Raw genomic sequence first — 16,728 nt, 5'->3', positions numbered from 1 at the left:
TTCCCCTGCGGGGGGTGACCCCCAGCCTCAATGCCTCGGGGGCCACGGCCCTGCTGCTCTACGAGGTTGCCCGGCGTGGCTGGATGAAGGGCTTGCGGGGCAGCCAGCCCGCCCCGCGCCTGGTACGCCCCCAGCTGCCCGTCGCCGCAGCAGTTCCTGAGCCTGAGCTTCAGCCCGAGCTTCTGCCCGAGGCTGAGCTCCAGCCCGAGCCCGAGGCCCCGCCTGAGCTCCAGCCCGAGCCCGAGGCTCCTGCCGCAGAGGCTCCTGTGGTGGAGCTGGGGCTGACGCCGGCCCCGCCAGCTGGATTCAGCGGTGATATCCGGTTGTGATCTCTGATTGTGATCTCTAGTTGTGATTAAGGCCGGGTTGGGGGGACCCGGCGCCGGGCAGAATGGAACCATTCTCGCCCCTGCCCCATGAATCCCCTGCTGTGGCCCCTGCGCAGCTGCGCTAATGGTCTGGGCCTGGCTTGGTGGGCACGGGTCGAAACCCATGGCCCCGAAGCGATTTACTGGTTTGGCCCCTTCGTGCGCCGGCACACCCTCGAAGCCCGCCTGCCCGAATTCCTCTCGGATCTGCAGGCCGAAGCGCCCGCCTCCCTCGAGCACAGGTTGCTGCGCACCCGCAGGGGCGAGCCCCTGACGGAGATCGGCTGATAGCGTCCAGTTCAACTGGCAACCAGGTGGATGGGGATCGCCGCATGGCGTGAGCAACTGAGCAAGGGCGAGGTCTCGGCCCGGGAGCTCACGGATCACCACCTGGCCCGCATCGCCGCGGTAGATGGCACCATCCACGCCTTTCTCGAGGTCACGGCCGAGCGGGCCAGGGCCGACGCCGATCGCATCGATGACCGGCGGGCCGCAGGCGAAGCCCTGCCTCCCCTGGCCGGCATCCCCCTGGGGATCAAGGACAACCTCTGCACCCAGGGAATCCCCACCACCTGCTCCAGCCGGATGCTGGAGCACTTCGTGCCCCCCTACGAGAGCACCGTCACCGAGCGGCTCTGGCAGGCCGGCGCGGTGCTGCTGGGCAAAACCAATCTCGACGAGTTCGCCATGGGCAGCTCGACCGAAACCTCCGCCTTCGGGCCGAGCCGCAACCCCTGGAACCCCGAGCGGGTGCCCGGTGGCAGTTCCGGTGGCAGTGCGGCGGCCGTGGCCGCCGGTGAATGCCTGGCGGCCCTGGGGTCAGACACCGGCGGCTCGATTCGCCAGCCCGCCTCTTTCTGCGGTGTGGTGGGCCTCAAGCCCACCTACGGGCGGGTGAGCCGCTACGGGCTGGTGGCCTTCGCCAGCTCCCTCGACCAGGTGGGCCCCTTCAGCACCAGCGTGGCCGATGCGGCCGAGCTGCTGCAGGTAATCGCCGGCGCCGATCCCCGCGATGCCACCTGCCTCAAAGCCGCGGTGCCCGACTACGTCGCCGCCCTGGACCAACCCATCAAGGGGTTGCGGGTGGGCATCGTGCGCGAGTGCTTTGCGGCGGAGGGTCTCGACCCCGCCGTGAAGGCCTCGGTGCTGGCCGCCGCCGCCCAGCTCGAAGCCCTGGGCTGTGAGCTGGTGGAGGTGAGCTGCCCCCGCTTCAACGACGGCATCGCCACCTACTACGTGATCGCCCCGTCGGAGGCATCGGCCAACCTGGCCCGCTACGACGGTGTCAAATACGGCTACCGGGCCCCGGATGCCACCAGCCTGGCGGAGATGACAGCCCGCAGCAGGGCCGAGGGCTTCGGCGACGAGGTGCAGCGCCGCATCTTGATCGGCACCTATGCCCTCTCGGCCGGCTATGTGGATGCCTATTACAGGAAGGCTCAGCAGGTGCGCACCCTGATCCGCCGCGACTTCGACCGGGCTTTCGAGACCGTTGACGTGCTGCTCACCCCCACCTCGCCCACCACCGCCTTCGGCTTCGGCGCCCACAGCAATGACCCGCTGGCCATGTATCTGGCCGACCTTTTGACCATCCCCGCCAACATGGCGGGTCTGCCGGCCATCTCCGTGCCCTGTGGCTTCGACGCCCAGGGTCTGCCGATCGGTCTGCAATTGATCACCGGCGTGCTCGAGGAGCCGCGCCTGCTGCAGGTGGCCCACCAATACGAGCAGGCGGCTCGGGTGCTGCAGAACCACCCGACTCCAGATCTGGTGGCCTGTGCCCCAATGGGGCGGTGAGCCACACTGGATCTTGCGTTGTCGCCTAACCTGAGCTCCGTTCTCGGGCCACCGGCCGTCCCTGCCCTTGGCCTTCGTACCGCTCCACAACCACAGCGACTACAGCCTCCTGGATGGGGCCAGCCAGCTGCCGGCGATGGTGGAGCGGGCCCTGGAGCTGGGCATGCCGGCCCTGGCGCTTACCGACCACGGCGTCATGTATGGCGCCATCGAGCTGCTGAAGCTCTGCACCAAGGCGGGCATCAAGCCGATCATCGGCAATGAGATGTATGTCATCAATGGCTCCATTGATGACCCCCAGCAGAAAAAGGAGAAGCGCTACCACCTGGTGGTGCTGGCCAAAAATGCCGTCGGCTATCGCAACCTGGTCAAGCTCACCAGCATCAGCCACCTGCGCGGCATGCGCGGCCGCGGCATCTTTTCCCGCGCCTGCATCGACAAGGCCACCCTGGCGGCCCACAGCGAGGGGCTGATCGTGGCCACCGCCTGCCTGGGCGGTGAGATCCCCCAGGCGATCCTGCAGGGGCGCCCCGAGGTGGCCCGGGAGGTGGCCAGCTGGTATCAGGGTGTCTTCGCCGGCGACTTCTACCTGGAGATTCAAGACCACGGCGGCATTGAAGATCGCATCGTCAACACCGGCATCGCCCGCATCGGCGCCGAGCTGGGCATCGAGCTGGTCGCCACCAACGACGCCCACTACCTCAGTGCCAACGATGTGGAGGCCCACGATGCCCTCCTGTGTGTGCTCACCGGCAAGCTGATCAGCGACGAGAAACGGCTGCGCTACACCGGCACCGAATACATCAAGGGCGAAGCGGAGATGCTGGCACTCTTCGCCGACCACCTGCCCGAGGAAGTGATCGAGCGGGCCGTAGCCAACACCGCCCGGGTGGCCGAGAAGGTGGAGGCCTACGACATCCTGGGCCGCTACCAGATGCCCCGCTTCCCCATCCCCGAGGGTCACACCTCGGTGAGCTATCTCACCGAGGTGGCCGAGCAAGGCCTCAGGGAGCGGCTCCAGCTCGAAGTCGATCGGCCGTTTGAGCCGATCTATGGCGAGCGGCTGGCCTTCGAGCTGCAGGTGATGGAGCAGATGGGTTTTCCCACCTACTTCCTGGTGGTGTGGGATTACATCCGCTTCGCCCGCGACAGCGGCATTCCGGTGGGACCCGGCCGCGGCTCAGCCGCCGGCTCCCTGGTGGCCTACGCCCTGGGGATCACCAACATCGATCCGGTTATCCATGGGCTGCTGTTTGAGCGCTTCCTCAACCCCGAGCGCAAGTCGATGCCGGATATTGACACCGACTTCTGCATCGAGCGCCGCGGCGAGGTGATCGATTACGTCACCAAGCGCTACGGCGAAGACAAGGTGGCCCAGATCATCACCTTCAACCGCATGACCTCCAAGGCGGTGCTCAAGGACGTGGCCCGGGTGCTGGATATTCCCTATGGCGACGCCGACCGGCTGGCCAAATTGATCCCGGTGGTGCGCGGCAAGCCCGCCAAGCTCAAGGAGATGATCGGCGCCGAGTCGCCGGCGCCTGAGTTTCGTGAGAAGTATCAGAAAGACCCGGTCGTGCAGCGCTGGGTGGACATGGCCATGCGCATCGAGGGCACCAACAAGACCTTCGGTGTGCACGCCGCCGGGGTGGTGATCGCCGCCGAGCCGCTCGACGAGTTGGTGCCGCTGCAGCGAAATAACGACGGCCAGGTGATCACCCAATACTTCATGGAAGACGTGGAGTCGATGGGCTTGCTGAAGATGGACTTCCTGGGCCTAAAAAACCTCACCATGATCGACAAGACGGTCGATCTGGTGCAGCAGAGCACCGGCGTGCTGGTGGATCCCGATGCCCTGCCCCTGGATGATCCGGGCACCTATGCCCTGCTCGGCCGCGGTGATCTGGAGGGCATCTTCCAGCTCGAATCGAGCGGCATGCGCCAGATCGTGCGCGACCTCAAGCCCTCCTCCCTGGAGGACATCTCCTCGATTCTGGCCCTATACCGGCCCGGGCCGCTGGACGCCGGCCTGATCCCCAAGTTCATCAACCGCAAGCATGGCCGCGAAGCGATTGAATTCGCCCACGAAAAGCTGCGGCCGATCCTCAATGAGACCTACGGGATCATGGTGTATCAGGAGCAGATCATGAAGATCGCCCAAGACCTGGCCGGCTATTCCCTCGGCGAGGCCGACCTGCTGCGGCGGGCCATGGGCAAAAAGAAGAAGAGCGAGATGGAGAAGCACCAGGGCCTGTTTGTCCAGGGCGCCACCGAGCGAGGCGTGGAGCCCAGGATCGCCGAAGCCCTGTTCGAGCAGATGGTGCTGTTTGCCGAGTATTGCTTCAACAAGAGCCATTCCACCGCCTACGGCGCGGTGACCTATCAGACCGCTTACCTCAAGGCCCACTATCCGGTGGCCTATATGGCCGCCCTGCTCACGGTGAATTCCGGCGATAGCGCCAAGGTGCAGCGCTACATCGCCAACTGCAGCGCCATGGGCATCGAGGTGATGCCCCCCGATGTGAATGCCTCGGGCATCGACTTCACGCCCGTCGGTAAGCGCATTCTGTTTGGGCTCTCGGCGGTGCGGAATCTGGGCGATGGGGCAATTCGTCAGCTGCTTGAGGCCCGCAGCAGTGAGGGGGCCTTCGCCAACCTGGCCGAGCTCTGCGATCGCATCCCGGGCCAACAGCTCAACCGCCGGGCCCTCGAAGCATTGATCCACTCCGGCAGCCTCGATGCCCTCGAGCCCGGGGCCAACCGTGCCCAGCTGATGGCCGATCTGGATCTGCTGATCGACTGGGCCAGCTCCCGGGCCAAGGACCGGGCCAGCGGCCAGGGCAACCTGTTTGATCTGCTGGCCGGGTCTGGGGCCGGAGCTGGAGCTAGTTCTGCTAGCGGGGCTGAGGTGGCCCCCAAGGCGGCCCCGGTGGCCGACTATCCACCCACCGAGAAACTGAGGCTGGAGAAGGAGCTGGTGGGTTTCTACCTCTCAGATCACCCCCTCAAGCAGCTGGGCCGACCAGTGAAGCTGCTCTCCCCCATTGCCCTAGCCAACCTCGAAGAGCTGGCCGACAAGGCCAAGGTGAGCGCCGTGGTGATGGTGCCCGAAATCCGCCAGGTGACAACCCGCAAGGGTGATCGGATGGCGGTGCTGCAGCTGGAGGATCTCACCGGCAGCTGCGAAGCCGTGGTGTTTCCCAAGAGTTACGCCCGCTTGGCCGACCATTTGATGGTGGATGCCCGCTTGCTGGTGTGGGCCACGGTCGATCGCCGCGATGATCGGGTGCAGCTGATCGTGGACGATTGCCGCTGCATCGACGATCTCCAGCTGTTGATGGTGGACCTGCCGGCTGAGCAGGCCAGTGATATCGCCATCCAGCACCGGCTGCGGGAGTGCCTGCACCGCCACCGCCCCCCCCAGGATGAGGCGGGCCTGCGGGTGCCGGTGGTGGCCCTGGTGCGCCAGGAGGACCAGACCCGCTTTGTGCGGCTGGGTCCCCAGTTCTGCGTGGATGATGTGCAGGCTGCCCTACTCACCCTGACCGCCGCCGACTTCCAGGCGACGATCAGCTCACCGCTTCTTGCTTGTTGATTTAGGGGGACTTGATTTAGGGGGGCTTGGTTTAGGGCTAGTGGGTTTAGGAGTGCTGGCTGTAGGCGTGCTTTTCATTGAGCTGCGCAGACGGCTGATGTTCAGGCCGATCTGCTCGGTGCCCAGCAGGCTGCCCGGCTGCTCCTCCCAACTGGCCGAGAGCACCCCGAAACTCAGGCCCAACAGCCCCAGAAAGAAGCAGGCCCCCGAGGCCGCCAGGGTGGTGCTGGGGGAGATGTCGAGAATCTGCCGGCTGACCAGCAGATAGCTGCCCACAAAGACCCCCATGCCCATCAGGGTGGGGATGCCTGTGCCGATGGCGATGCGCCGGGCCATGCGGTTGGCGACCACATCCGGAACCCCCTGCGTGTCCTTGCTGGCCATTTTGAGTAAGCCCCTATCAGCCGCGGATGCCCAGCTTGGCGATCAGCTGGCTGTAGCGCTCCTGGCTGAGCCCCTTGAGATAGCTGAGCAGGCGCTTGCGCCGGCCGATCATCTTCAGCAGCCCCTGGCGGGAGGAGAAGTCGTGCTTGTTTTTCTGCAGGTGTCCGGTCAGCTGGGTGATCCGCTCACTGAGCATGGCCACCTGCACTTCCACCGACCCCGTATCGGTGCCGTGGGTCTGGTGACCGTTGATCAGTTCCTGCTTTTTGGTGGTAGTGAGCGGCATGGGCTGGGGAGTGGAGCGCAGGCTGGGCCAGAGCTGGTATGCAAGGTCCCACCATACCGTCTGGGGGTCTTGGATCTGGGGGTAGGGGGCCTGGGCGCTTCAGGCCACCTGGCGTGAGAGCCAGCGCAGGCTCTCGCGGATCCAGTCTTCGGCCCCTGCCCCTTCCGCCAGCCCGCCGGCAGCCACGGCCCGCAGGGCCCGGTGGATCTCCAGGGCCTCATAGCCAAGGGCCGCCAGGGTGAGCTGCACCTCATCCCGCCCTGCGGCTGGAAGCATGACCCCTTCTGCCAGGGAGTCGGGGTCGCTGCTTGCTTCCAATTGGCCCAGGAATCGTTGCTGCAGCCGGGTGCGCAGTTCCACTGCCAGCCGTTCGGCCGTGCGCTTGCCCACCCCAGGCGCCTGGCAGAGGCGGCGCAGGTCGGTGTGCACGATCGCCTGCACCAATTCGGCCGTATCCATGGCGCCCAGCAGGCCCAACGCCATCTGGGGGCCGATGCCACTGACGGCCACCAGTTCGCGAAACAGATCCCGTTCAGGCCGCTCGGCAAAGCCGTAGAGCATCCAGGCGTCATCGCGGATGGCGTGGTGGATGTGCAGGGCCATGGCACTGCCCGCCTCCGGCAGTTGCTGCCACTGCCGCTGGCTCACCTGCACGTCGTAGCCCACGCCTTGACACACCAGCATCAGGCCGAAGCGCTTCTCCTGCTGCCAGGGATGGGTGAGTTGCCCTTGCAGCCAGCCGATCATGGGATCACCAGAAGGTTCCCCATCGTGCCCGCCCTGCCCAGTTCTGCCCAGTCCGGCCCGCCGTTGCGCAGGTGGTGGGGCTGGCTGCTCCCCCTGCTGCTGCTGCTGCCCCTATCGCTGACGGGCTGCAGTGGGGTCGGCCAGCCGCCGCGCTCCGCCTTGCTCGGGGCCCTTGAGCTCCAGATCCAGCTGACCCAGGGGGCCATCGCCGAGGCCCTGGCCCTGGAGGCCGGCGGGGCTCCGGAGGTGAGTCGGGTAAGGGTGGCCGAGCAGGAGTCGCTGCCCATCGGTGAGGCCAAGGGCCTGCGCATCGTGGGGCAGTTTGATTGGCGCTTAGCTGGGGATCCAATTCGGATTGACAGCCCCTTTGAGCTCTACCTGCAGCGGGGTGAAAAAGGCCAGAGCTGGCGGCTGGCCCGGCCCAGCGGAGCGGCCGGCGAGAACGGGGTGCAGCTGTGGATCACCGATCCCCTGCCGGCTGGCTGAGGCTGACCACGGTGGCAGCCAGCACCAGCAGGGCTCCGCTGATCGTGGCGGCATCGATCTGCTCACCAAACAGCAACCAGCCCCAGCCCGCGGCGAAGCCCACCTGCACATAGCTGATCGCCGTGGCCCGCGCCGCCGGCAGGGCCATCAGGCTGCGGGTCAGATACACCTGGCCCAGCTGGGTGAACAGCCCCACCCCCACCAGCCACAGCAGCTCGGTGGCGGTGGGCAGCACGGGATTGAGGGCCACCAGCGGCAGGCTCAGGGGCAGGGCCACTAGGGGGAAATAAAAGACGATCACCAGCGGGTGCTCGCTCTGGCCCAGGGAACGCACGCTCACGTAGGCCAGGGCCGTGAACAGGGCGCCGGCCACGGCCACCAGCACCGGCTGCCAGGCCAGGGCCAGGCTGCCGCCGGGCTGGGCCACCAGCAGCACCCCCAGCCAGCCCAGCGCCATGGCGGCCAACACCCGCTTGCCGATCCGCTCACCCAGCACCAGCCAGGCCAGCAGCGCCGTGAAGGGGGGGTAGAGGTATTGCAGCACCGTGGCCGAGGCCAACGGCAGGGCAGCCAGGGCCGCGTAGACGCAGAGCAGGGCAGCGGTGCCGATCGCCCCGCGCCAGATCAGCAGGCCCCGCCGTCGCCCCCAGGGGTACACCCCGGCCCGCCGCAGCAGCAACCAGCTCAGCCCCAGGCTGATCAGGCTGCGGGCCAGCACCACCTCCGCCGCGGGGATCCGGCCCCCCACCTGCTTCACGCACACGCCCATCAGGGAGAAACTCAGGGCGCTGGCCACCATCCCCAGCACGGCTTGCCGGCCCCGGTCAGAATCGGGCCCTGGATCAGATCCCACCGCTCCCCCTTTGCTCCTTGAGCCTTCCCCGTCTCCACCCCCGCACGATTGAGGCCGTCAAGGAACGGGCCGACATCGTCGATGTGGTCGGCGAGCACGTGGTGCTCAAGAAGAAGGGCAGGGAATACGTCGGCATCTGTCCCTTTCACGACGACAAATCGCCGTCGATGACGGTGTCCCCCGCCAAGCAGTTCTACTACTGCTTCTCCTGCGGGGCCGGTGGCAATGCGATCAAGTTCCTGATGGAACACCAGCGCCAGAGTTTCAGCGATGTGGTGCTGGAGCTGGCGCGCAAGTACCAGCTGCCGATCGAAACCCTCGATGGGCCCCAGCAGGAGCGCCTGCGCAAGCAGCTTTCCCGCCGCGAGCAGCTCCACAAGGTGCTCACCCTGGCGGCCGGCTGGTTCCGCAGCCAGCTGCGCAGCCCGGCTGGCGCCGCTGCCCTGGCCTATCTGCGCGATGGCCGGGGCCTCAGTGAGGCCACCCTGGAGGCCTTCGAGCTTGGCTACGCCCCCGAGCAGTGGGATGGCCTGCTGGCCCACCTGCAGCAGGTGGAGGGGCTGGGCCCGGAGCTACTGGAAGCCGCCGGGCTGGTGGTGCCCCGCAAGGGGGGGGATGGTTTCTACGACCGCTTCCGCCATCGGGTGATGGTGCCGATCAAGGACCGCCAGGGGCGGGTGATCGGCTTCGGTGGCCGCAGCCTCGATGGCGGCGAGCCCAAATACCTCAACTCACCCGAAACGGAGCTATTCGAGAAGGGCAAGCACCTCTTCGGCCTCGAGCGGGCCAGCGCCGCCATCCGCAAGGACGACCGGGCCGTGGTGGTGGAGGGCTACTTCGATGTGATTGCCCTCCATGCCGCCGGAATCACCAATGCGGTGGCAGCCCTGGGCACGGCCCTGAGTAGCCAGCAGATCACCCAGCTCTGCCGCTGCTGCGAGAGCCGCCGCCTGATCCTCAATTTCGACAGCGACGGCGCCGGCGTGCGGGCTGCCCAGCGGGCCATCGGCGAGGTGGAGCAGCTGGCCCTGCAGGGCCAGCTTGAGCTGCGGGTGCTGCACCTGCCGGCCGGCAAGGACCCCGACGAATTCCTCAAGACCCAGGGGGCCGGCGACTACCGAGCCCTGCTGGATCAGGCTCCCCTCTGGCTCGACTGGCAGATCGAGCAGGTGCTGGAGGGCCGCGACCTGGCTCGCCCTGACCAGTTCCAGCAGGCGGTGTCGGCCCTGGTGGCCCTGCTGGGCAAGTTGCCCCAGAGCGCCGTGCGCAGCCACTACCTGCAGCGGGTAGCCGAGCGGCTCAGTGGCGGCCAGGCCCGCCTGGCGCTGCAGCTGGAGGACGACCTGCGCCAGCAGGTGAAGGGCCAGCGCTGGCACGGCCGCTCCCAGAAGTGGGAACAGCCCGGCGAGGCGGGCCTGCGGGAGCGGGCAGAGGCCGAGCTATTGCGGCTTTACCTGCATTGCCCCGCCCACCGCGCCGCCATCCGGGTGGAACTGCGCCAGCGCGAACTCGACGACTTCGCCCTCCAACCCCACCGCCTGCTCTGGGCAGCCATCAGCTCCCTGGAGGAAGACAACCTCGGCGCCGGCCGGCTCGAAGCGGTCAACCGCGGCAAGGATCCCGGCCTCGATCTGGGGGATCTGGACCTGCCCCGGCTGCTCGCCGACCAGCTGGTGGTGGAGCAGAGCGCCCTGCTGGGTCGGCTGACCCCGCTGCTGGAGCCCAATGAGCTGCAGCGCATGGCCCTCAGCCAGCCCCTGCTGCAACTGCGTGGCGCCGCTGCTGCCCTGGAACGGCAGAAGAGCCTCAAGCGTTGCCGCCATCTGCTCGATGCCTGGAGCAGCCAGCGGCTCGAAACTCTCGAGCGCTGCATCTCCCGGTTGCTGGAGGAGGAACGGCAGGAGGCGCGGGCGACCGCCTCAGGCCTGGCGCCTTTGAGCGATATGGAAGTGCGGATCGAGGCCCTCTTCGCCGAGCTCAATGGCGATGCCCTGCGCTTCCAGGCGCTCTATTACAACGAGCGCAAACACCTGGAGCACCTTGATTTCCAGCGCCGGGCCGCCTACGGGGAGGTGCTGGCCCAGCCGGCGGCCTAATCCGGCGCTCTCCATCCCCTTCCCCCCAGCTTTGTCCTGATGTCCGTGCCTCCGTTGCCGTCCCGCCTCGTCACTTTTTCTTGGTACAGCCTTTCCTGGGGCAGCTTGCTGGGCCTGGTGGGTTGCCTGTTGCCGCTCTCCCAACCGGCCTTCGCCCAGAGCCAGTCCCAGGCCCAGAGCTGCCCCTGCAGCTGCGCCCAGCCGAGCCTGGGGCTGATCGGTCCCGATGGCCTGTGTCAGTGTCCCTGCGCCTCAGTGCCGATTCCAGGCATCAGCGAGGAAACCCTGGCCGGGCCACCCAAGCCCCCCAAGGCCGGTGGCCCCGAGCCCACCTGGAACGTGGAACCGGGCTTTGATGACGGCTTTGGTGATGGTTTTGGCGGGCCTTTTTGGGGTGGCTGGTGGTGAGTTCACCAGAGCTCCAGCAGGTGGGGCAGCATGCCCGCACTGCGAAAACCCTCGATCAGCTCAATGATCGCTGCAATCCAGATAAACCAGATGTCGCTTAGAATATGCCTCCTAAATAGGCGTGGATTGCTGCTCCAGCTGGCCGGCTCGCTGTAGAGCTCCAGCCGCGGCCAGAACCGCGGCACCCTTTGCCGGTATTGCCGGTAGGCCTCGCCAAACAGCTCCTCGAGCCGGCGCTCTTCCCTGCCCATGATCCCCGGGTAATAGAGCCCGAAAATCGCCAGAAACAGCAGCGGGTAGGTGAGCGTTTCGGTGGTGAGTCCCACCCCCAGCAGGCCGATGCAGCTGAACACGTAGAGGGGATTGCGGCTGATCGAGTAGGGGCCTTCGCTCACCAGCTGACCGTCCTTGCGGCCCGAGATGAAGAACGAGCACCAGATCCTGCCTGCGGCTCCAACGGCAGCCAGGGCCAGGCCGATGCTGAAGAGAAATATGGCAACGGGCTCCTGATGTAGCTCCCAGCGGCTCTCGGTCAGTGCCACCACCAGAAAGGCCAGCACCGCTATCAATCGCGACAGTCCGGTGCGCTGCTGCTCCCACCAGGTCTTACCTGCGGGTTGGGCTTCCGATCCCATGGCACATCCACGCCTCTCCCGTTCCTACTCCCCCCTTGAGAGCCCCTACTTGAGAGCCCGGATACGCTGGCCTGGCTGCACTGCTAATGCCTGGGGCCATGGGGTTTTTCGAAGTGTTCTGGCACGGCGAAGCCATCGGTGATGGCAGCGATCTCGATGAAGCTCTCACCGCCTATCTCGCCGTCCAGCCGGAGGAGGGCAGCTGGGCCGCTGCCTGTGCTGACGCCCAAGCCCAGCCCTGCGTGCGGCGTTACGCCTCCTTTGAGGCCTACCTCGACAATGCCGACGAACTGGAAACCATTCCGGTGACGGCCGCCATGATCGAGGCGGCGCTGTTGCGGATTATTTAGTTGATTATCTTGTCGATTATGTAATTGCCTGAGCCTGATCGCTCAGGCATGGACCACCGGGATGGCCTCCAGCCGCGTGGTGGCAGCCCCCGACAGCTGGGAACGCCGCATTTGCCAGGGGGTGTGCAGGCCGGCAGCGGCCCACTGGATCGTGCCGCTGCCGTAGTGGCGGTTGAGGCGGTCGATGGTGGCCATCAGGGCCGCGCGCCGCCGCTGCTGCTCTGGTGGCAACGGCACCAGCAGGTGGTGTTGCAGGGTCGCTTCATCCTGCAGCTCCTGCATCAGCACGCCGGCCTTCTGCAGCGGTTTATGGGGCCGGAACAGCTGCTGCACCAGGGGCAGGGCCGCCTGCAGCAGCACGGCCGTGTCATTGCTGGCAACCGGCAGGATCACGGTGACGCCGTTGCTGTAGAGACTGGTGCCGTTGAAGGGGCTGCTGCGCACGAACACCGTGACGGCCCCAGCCCGTTGCCGCTGGCGTCGCAACTTCTCCGCCGCCCGGCTCAGGTAGGTGGCGATCGCCTCCTTCAGCTGGGCCTGGCTGGTGATCGGCTGGCTGAAGCTGCGGCTCACGCAGGTTTCCCGCTTGGCGGGCGGCACCAGCTCCAGGGGCAGGCAGGCGTGGCCGCGCAACTCCTGCTGCAGGCGCACACCCACCACGCCGCAGCGGCGCCGCAGTTCGCCGCTGGGCATGTCGCGCAGGGCGCGGGCATGGCTGATGCCCCGCAGCCGGCACCAGCGGGAGAGCTGGCGGCCGATGCCCCACACGTCTTCGATGGCGATCGCTTCGAGCTGGCGATCTGGATCGGCGCTGCTGCTGAAGTCGAAGACGCCCCCTTCCGCTGGGCTGGTTTTGGCGATTTTGTTGGCCAGCTTGGCCAGCACCTTGGTGGGGGCGATGCCCACCGCCACCGGCAGCCCCAGCCGGCGTTGCACGTCGCGGCGCAGCTGGCGGCCCCAGTCGCCCAGGTCACCGTTGCCCGCCGGCCGCTTCAGGCGGCCGAAAGCCTCATCGATTGAATAGATCTCCAGCGCCTCCACCCACTCCTCAAGCACGGCCATCAGCCGCTGGCTCAGGTCGGCATAGAGGGCGTAATTGGAGCTGCGCACCACCACGCCCTGGCGTTCCAGTTCCCGCCGCACCTGGAAGTAGGGCTGGCCCATGCGAATCCCCAGGGCCCGGGCTTCGGCGCTGCGCGACACGACGCAGCCGTCGTTGTTGGAGAGCACCACCAAGGGGCGGCCGAGCACGGCCGGATCCAGCAACGCTTCGCAGGAGGCGTAGAAGTTGTTGCCGTCGATCAGCACGATGGCGTCACGCCCCATGGGTGCGGATCACATGCAGGGCCACCCCCCAGATATGCGGGCGGCCAGAGGGGGCCAGCTCCAGGGGCGGATAGGCGGGATGGGCGGCCTCCAGGCGCCACCGGCCCCGGTGCCGCACCAGCCGCTTGAGGGTGAAGCCTCCCTCAAGCCAGGCCACCACCACCTGGCCCGCCCGGGCCTCCAGGCCCCTATCCACGATCAGCAGGTCGCCGTGGCTGATGCCGGTCCCCTGCATCGACTCGCCACTCACCCGCAGTAAGACCGTGCTGGCGGGACAGCGGATCAGCTGGGTAGCGAGACTGGTAGTGGGGCTGCCGGGGGCCAAGGGGGCGCCGCAAACCCGATCAGTCTAGTTCATGCGTACCAGTTTCTCGCGACCGGCCGCCGCCAAGGGCGATACTGACTTGCTGGCCCCAGCCTGATGGCTTGATCCGCAGTGCTCCCGTCCGCCGTTGCAGCTTGGATCGCCGGATCAGGCTCGCTGCTGGTGTTATTTCTCCTGCTACACCTGGCCGGCGTAAGCCTGGCCCTGCTGCAGCCGCCGGCGTTTGAGGCCTACGCCACCGCCCTGCACCAAAGCCCCTGGTTGCTCCCCGCAGAAGGGCTGCTCAGCGCGGCCCTGCTGGGCCACCTGGGGCTGACCGCCTGGAAGCTGGTGGCCAATCGCCAGGCGGGCAATCGATCGGCGCTGGTGTCGCGGCGGGCCGATCGCTGGGGGGCCTGGGCGGCCCGCAGCCTGCCCCTCAGCGCCGCAATCCTGCTGCTGTTCCTGGCGGTGCACCTGGTCCAGTTGCGCTGGCCCCGGCCCCTGGCTGGGCTGGAGCTGGCCCGACTGCTCGAAGTGCTCGCCCAGCCCTGGTGGGCCCTGCTCTATGGGGCAGCAGGCCTGGCGGCGGGCCTGCACCTGCTGCATGGAGCGGAGGCTGCCCATCGCAGCCTGGGCCTGCTGAATCCGGGCAATAGCCGGGCCATCCGCACGGCTGGGCGGGCGGTGGCGCTGCTGCTGGGCAGTGGTTTTCTGCTGGTGGCGCTGCTGCTGAACGGGCGGGCCGTGGGGTGGCTTGCATGAGCGGCCTGCCCGATCCACGCCTGCCCACCGGGCCGCTCGCCACGGCCTGGCGCCGCAGCCGCGATGGGCTGCCCCTGATCAGCCCGCTGCGCAAGCGCCAGCTGCGGATCGTGGTGGTAGGCAGCGGCCTGGCCGGATCGGCCGCGGCGGCCAGCCTGGCGGAGCAGGGCTACCAGGTGCAGCTGGTCACCTTCCACGACAGCCCGCGGCGGGCCCATTCGGTGGCCGCCCAGGGGGGTATCAATGCCGCCAAGAACTACGCCAACGACGGCGACAGCGTCGAGCGCCTGTTTGCCGACACGCTCAAGGGGGGAGACTTTCGGGCCCGGGAGGCCGGTTGCTACCGCCTGGCCGAAATCAGTGGCGCGATCATCGACCAGTGCGTCGCCCAGGGGGTGCCCTTTGCCCGGGAATATGGCGGCACCCTGGCCAACCGCAACTTCGGCGGCTCCCTGGTGAGCCGCACCTTTTACGCCCGCGGCCAGACCGGCCAGCAGCTGCTCTATGGCGCCTACCAGGCCCTGATGCGCCAGGTAGCGGCGGGTCGGGTGGAGTTGCTCACCCGGCGCGAGATGTTGGAGCTGGTGACCCAAGCCGGGGTGGCCCGCGGGGTGGTGTGCCGCAACCTGCTCAGCGGCGAGCTCGAGACCTACACCGCCAATGCCGTGGTGCTGGCCAGTGGGGGCTACACCAACGTCTACTACCTCTCCACCAACGCCCTCAAATCGAATGCGAGTGCGATCTGGCGGGCCCACCTGGAGGGGGCGTTGTTTGCCAACCCCTGTTTCACCCAGATCCATCCCACCTGCATTCCCAGCGGTGATGCCTACCAAAGCAAGCTCACCTTGATGAGCGAGAGCCTGCGCAACGACGGCCGGGTCTGGTTACCGCTCAAAGCTGGCGACCGCCGCCCGCCGGATCAGATTCCGGAAGCCGAGCGCGATTATTTCCTCGAGCGTCAATACCCCAGCTACGGCAACATGGTGCCTAGGGATGTGGCCTCCAGACGGGCTAGGGAGCTCTGCAATGGGGGCCATGGAGTAGGGCCGGGCGGCCGCTCGGTCTATCTCGATTTCCATGACGCCATTGCCAACCAGGGCTCCGAAATCATTGAAGCCCGCTATGGCAATTTGTTTGAGATGTATCAGCGGATCACCGGAGTAGATCCGATGGGCGCACCGATGCGGATCTATCCCGCCCCGCACTACACCATGGGGGGGCTGTGGGTGGACTACCACCTGATGAGTTCAATCCCGGGCCTATTTGTGCTCGGTGAGGCCAACTTCTCCGAGCATGGGGCCAACCGACTCGGTGCCAGTGCCCTGATGCAGGGCCTGGCCGATGGATACTTCATCGCTCCAGCCACCGTGACAGCCTGGCTGGCCGAGCAGGGGGCCACGGCGATTGGCCCAGATGATTCCGCTGTGCGGGAGGCCTGTCTGAAAGCGGGCCAGCGGGCCCAAGGCCGGATCGAGGCCCTGCTGGCGGTGGCTGGCACCAGGCCGGTGGACAGCTTCCATCGGGCCCTGGGCCAGCTGATGCTGGAGCACTGCGGCATCAGTCGCAGTGCCGCGGGCCTGGGGGCCGGCCTGGCAGCGGTGGCCGAGCTGGAAGCCCAGTTCCAGAGCGACCTGCGGGTGCCAGGCGGCGCCGATGAGCCCAATGGGGAACTGGAGAAGGCCCTGCGGCTGAGTGATTTCTTCGGCCTGGCCCAGCTGATGCTGCGCGATGCCCTGGCCCGGGAGGAATCCTGCGGGGCCCATTTCCGCGAGGAGCACCAGAGCTCCGGGGGAGAGGCCGTCCGCGACGACCAACACTTCGCCCACATCGCAGCTTGGGAACACCGGCCGGGCGCCGATCCGATCCGGCATCAGGAACCCCTGAGCTTCAGCCTGCTCCAGCCGAGCACCCGCAACTACCAATGAGTGGTCTGATCTCCCTGACCCTGCGGATCTGGCGCCAACGGAGCCCCGACTCTCCTGGTGCCTACGCCAACTACAGGCTGGAGCAGGTTTCAGCCGATCTCTCCCTGCTCGAGGCGCTTGATCTGCTCAATGAACAGCTGATCAGCGCCGGCGAGAGGCCGGTGGGCTTTGAGCACGACTGCCGCGAAGGGATCTGCGGCAGCTGTGGCTTTCTGGTCAACGGTCAGGCCCACGGTCCCCAGGCGGCCACCACGGTGTGCCAGCTATATCTGCGCCGCTTCAACGATGGCGACACCCTGGTGCTCGCGCCCTGGCAGGCGAAGGCCTTTCCGCCGATTCAGGATCTGGTCGTGGATCGCAGTGCCCTTGATCGCCTGATCGAAGCGGGGGGCTTCTGCTCGGT

Annotated in this window: 16 protein-coding genes and 2 pseudogenes; 11 read left to right on the top strand and 7 right to left on the bottom strand. The window is 67.1% G+C overall.

The window, feature by feature from the left end:
- The 4 genes and pseudogenes from KBZ15_RS05290 to KBZ15_RS05275 all read left to right on the top strand — a co-directional run.
- A pseudogene (locus tag KBZ15_RS05290) lies at positions 1-329 on the top strand (23S rRNA (guanosine(2251)-2'-O)-methyltransferase RlmB); the annotation flags it as partial.
- 87 nt (positions 330-416) lie between these two features.
- Complete coding sequence (locus KBZ15_RS05285) at positions 417-656, top strand: DUF1816 domain-containing protein (protein ID WP_255013946.1); 240 nt, start codon at positions 417-419, stop codon at positions 654-656.
- 30 nt (positions 657-686) lie between these two features.
- Positions 687-2,165, top strand: a complete 1,479-nt coding sequence (gatA, locus tag KBZ15_RS05280) for an Asp-tRNA(Asn)/Glu-tRNA(Gln) amidotransferase subunit GatA (RefSeq protein ID WP_255013944.1) — start codon at positions 687-689, stop codon at positions 2,163-2,165.
- A 67-nt stretch (positions 2,166-2,232) separates the two neighbouring features.
- The gene (locus KBZ15_RS05275) at positions 2,233-5,760 is read left to right on the top strand and encodes a DNA polymerase III subunit alpha (protein WP_255013943.1); all 3,528 of its coding nucleotides are present in this window, start codon (positions 2,233-2,235) and stop codon (positions 5,758-5,760) included.
- Here the strand turns inward: KBZ15_RS05275 and KBZ15_RS05270 are convergent.
- The 3 genes from KBZ15_RS05270 to ruvA form a co-directional block, all read right to left on the bottom strand.
- Positions 5,740-6,144: a PAM68 family protein gene (locus KBZ15_RS05270; RefSeq protein WP_255013942.1), complete on the bottom strand. Its 405-nt coding sequence runs from the start codon at positions 6,142-6,144 to the stop codon at positions 5,740-5,742. The two genes, KBZ15_RS05275 and KBZ15_RS05270, sit on opposite strands and share 21 nt — an antisense overlap.
- A gap of 16 nt (positions 6,145-6,160) precedes the next feature.
- Positions 6,161-6,430: a 30S ribosomal protein S15 gene (rpsO, locus tag KBZ15_RS05265; protein ID WP_197148634.1), complete on the bottom strand. Its 270-nt coding sequence runs from the start codon at positions 6,428-6,430 to the stop codon at positions 6,161-6,163.
- Positions 6,431-6,529: 99 nt separating this feature from the next.
- Entirely contained in the window at positions 6,530-7,177 is a 648-nt protein-coding gene (ruvA, locus tag KBZ15_RS05260; protein ID WP_255013940.1) for a Holliday junction branch migration protein RuvA, read from the bottom strand.
- A gap of 24 nt (positions 7,178-7,201) precedes the next feature.
- Between ruvA and KBZ15_RS05255 the strand changes: the two genes are divergently transcribed.
- Positions 7,202-7,663 (top strand): hypothetical protein, encoded by a 462-nt coding sequence (locus KBZ15_RS05255; RefSeq protein WP_255013939.1) that lies wholly within the window; start codon positions 7,202-7,204, stop codon positions 7,661-7,663.
- On the opposite strand, the gene KBZ15_RS05250 is transcribed toward KBZ15_RS05255, so the two are convergent.
- Positions 7,638-8,516: a DMT family transporter gene (locus tag KBZ15_RS05250; protein WP_396123404.1), complete on the bottom strand. Its 879-nt coding sequence runs from the start codon at positions 8,514-8,516 to the stop codon at positions 7,638-7,640. The genes KBZ15_RS05255 and KBZ15_RS05250 overlap by 26 nt on opposite strands.
- Positions 8,517-8,533: 17 nt before the next feature.
- Here KBZ15_RS05250 and dnaG point away from each other — a divergent pair, with 17 nt between their 5' ends.
- Positions 8,534-10,612: a DNA primase gene (gene dnaG, locus KBZ15_RS05245; RefSeq protein WP_255013938.1), complete on the top strand. Its 2,079-nt coding sequence runs from the start codon at positions 8,534-8,536 to the stop codon at positions 10,610-10,612.
- Between the two features lie 54 nt (positions 10,613-10,666).
- Positions 10,667-11,020: a hypothetical protein gene (locus KBZ15_RS05240; RefSeq protein ID WP_255013936.1), complete on the top strand. Its 354-nt coding sequence runs from the start codon at positions 10,667-10,669 to the stop codon at positions 11,018-11,020.
- Positions 11,021-11,022: 2 nt separating this feature from the next.
- Here KBZ15_RS05240 and KBZ15_RS05235 read toward each other — a convergent pair whose 3' ends face one another.
- On the bottom strand, positions 11,023-11,655 hold the full coding sequence (locus KBZ15_RS05235; RefSeq protein WP_255013935.1) for an isoprenylcysteine carboxylmethyltransferase family protein: 633 nt from the start codon (positions 11,653-11,655) through the stop codon (positions 11,023-11,025).
- Positions 11,656-11,753: 98 nt separating this feature from the next.
- Between KBZ15_RS05235 and KBZ15_RS05230 the strand changes: the two genes are divergently transcribed.
- Complete coding sequence (locus KBZ15_RS05230; protein ID WP_255013934.1) at positions 11,754-12,005, top strand: hypothetical protein; 252 nt, start codon at positions 11,754-11,756, stop codon at positions 12,003-12,005.
- A gap of 42 nt (positions 12,006-12,047) precedes the next feature.
- Here KBZ15_RS05230 and KBZ15_RS05225 read toward each other — a convergent pair whose 3' ends face one another.
- Positions 12,048-13,331 carry a Y-family DNA polymerase gene (locus tag KBZ15_RS05225; protein WP_255013932.1) on the bottom strand — a complete coding sequence of 428 codons (1,284 nt, stop codon included), beginning with the start codon at positions 13,329-13,331 and terminating at the stop codon, positions 12,048-12,050.
- Positions 13,321-13,629, bottom strand: a pseudogene (locus KBZ15_RS05220) (LexA family protein); the annotation flags it as partial. The gene KBZ15_RS05225 and the pseudogene KBZ15_RS05220, both read right to left, overlap by 11 nt.
- A gap of 189 nt (positions 13,630-13,818) precedes the next feature.
- On the opposite strand from KBZ15_RS05220, the gene KBZ15_RS05215 reads away from it, so the two are divergent.
- The 3 genes from KBZ15_RS05215 to KBZ15_RS05205 form a co-directional block, all read left to right on the top strand.
- Positions 13,819-14,400, top strand: a complete 582-nt coding sequence (locus tag KBZ15_RS05215) for a succinate dehydrogenase cytochrome b subunit (protein WP_255013931.1) — start codon at positions 13,819-13,821, stop codon at positions 14,398-14,400.
- Positions 14,397-16,325, top strand: coding sequence for a fumarate reductase/succinate dehydrogenase flavoprotein subunit (locus tag KBZ15_RS05210; protein WP_255013930.1), 1,929 nt, complete (start codon positions 14,397-14,399; stop codon positions 16,323-16,325). The genes KBZ15_RS05215 and KBZ15_RS05210 overlap by 4 nt, the downstream gene beginning before the upstream one ends.
- On the top strand, positions 16,322-16,728 hold a 407-nt coding region (locus KBZ15_RS05205), incomplete at its 3' end, for a 2Fe-2S iron-sulfur cluster-binding protein (RefSeq protein ID WP_255013928.1). The genes KBZ15_RS05210 and KBZ15_RS05205, both read left to right, overlap by 4 nt.

Origin of the sequence: Cyanobium sp. BA20m-p-22, from assembly GCF_024346275.1 — a bacterium.
Lineage (GTDB): Bacteria > Cyanobacteriota > Cyanobacteriia > PCC-6307 > Cyanobiaceae > Cyanobium_A.
This window is presented reverse-complemented; position numbering and strand designations above follow the sequence as displayed.

Excerpts from the sequence above, each read along its gene's own strand:
- KBZ15_RS05285 (WP_255013946.1), top strand. The coding sequence starts at position 417 with ATGAATCCCCTGCTGTGGCCCCTGCGCAGCTGCGCTAATGGTCTGGGC.
- gatA (WP_255013944.1), top strand. The coding sequence starts at position 687 with ATGGGGATCGCCGCATGGCGTGAGCAACTGAGCAAGGGCGAGGTCTCG.
- KBZ15_RS05270 (WP_255013942.1), bottom strand. The coding sequence starts at position 6,144 with ATGGCCAGCAAGGACACGCAGGGGGTTCCGGATGTGGTCGCCAACCGC.
- rpsO (WP_197148634.1), bottom strand. The coding sequence starts at position 6,430 with ATGCCGCTCACTACCACCAAAAAGCAGGAACTGATCAACGGTCACCAG.
- ruvA (WP_255013940.1), bottom strand. The coding sequence starts at position 7,177 with ATGATCGGCTGGCTGCAAGGGCAACTCACCCATCCCTGGCAGCAGGAG.
- KBZ15_RS05235 (WP_255013935.1), bottom strand. The coding sequence starts at position 11,655 with ATGGGATCGGAAGCCCAACCCGCAGGTAAGACCTGGTGGGAGCAGCAG.
- KBZ15_RS05230 (WP_255013934.1), top strand. The coding sequence starts at position 11,754 with ATGGGGTTTTTCGAAGTGTTCTGGCACGGCGAAGCCATCGGTGATGGC.
- KBZ15_RS05225 (WP_255013932.1), bottom strand. The coding sequence starts at position 13,331 with ATGGGGCGTGACGCCATCGTGCTGATCGACGGCAACAACTTCTACGCC.
- KBZ15_RS05210 (WP_255013930.1), top strand. The coding sequence starts at position 14,397 with ATGAGCGGCCTGCCCGATCCACGCCTGCCCACCGGGCCGCTCGCCACG.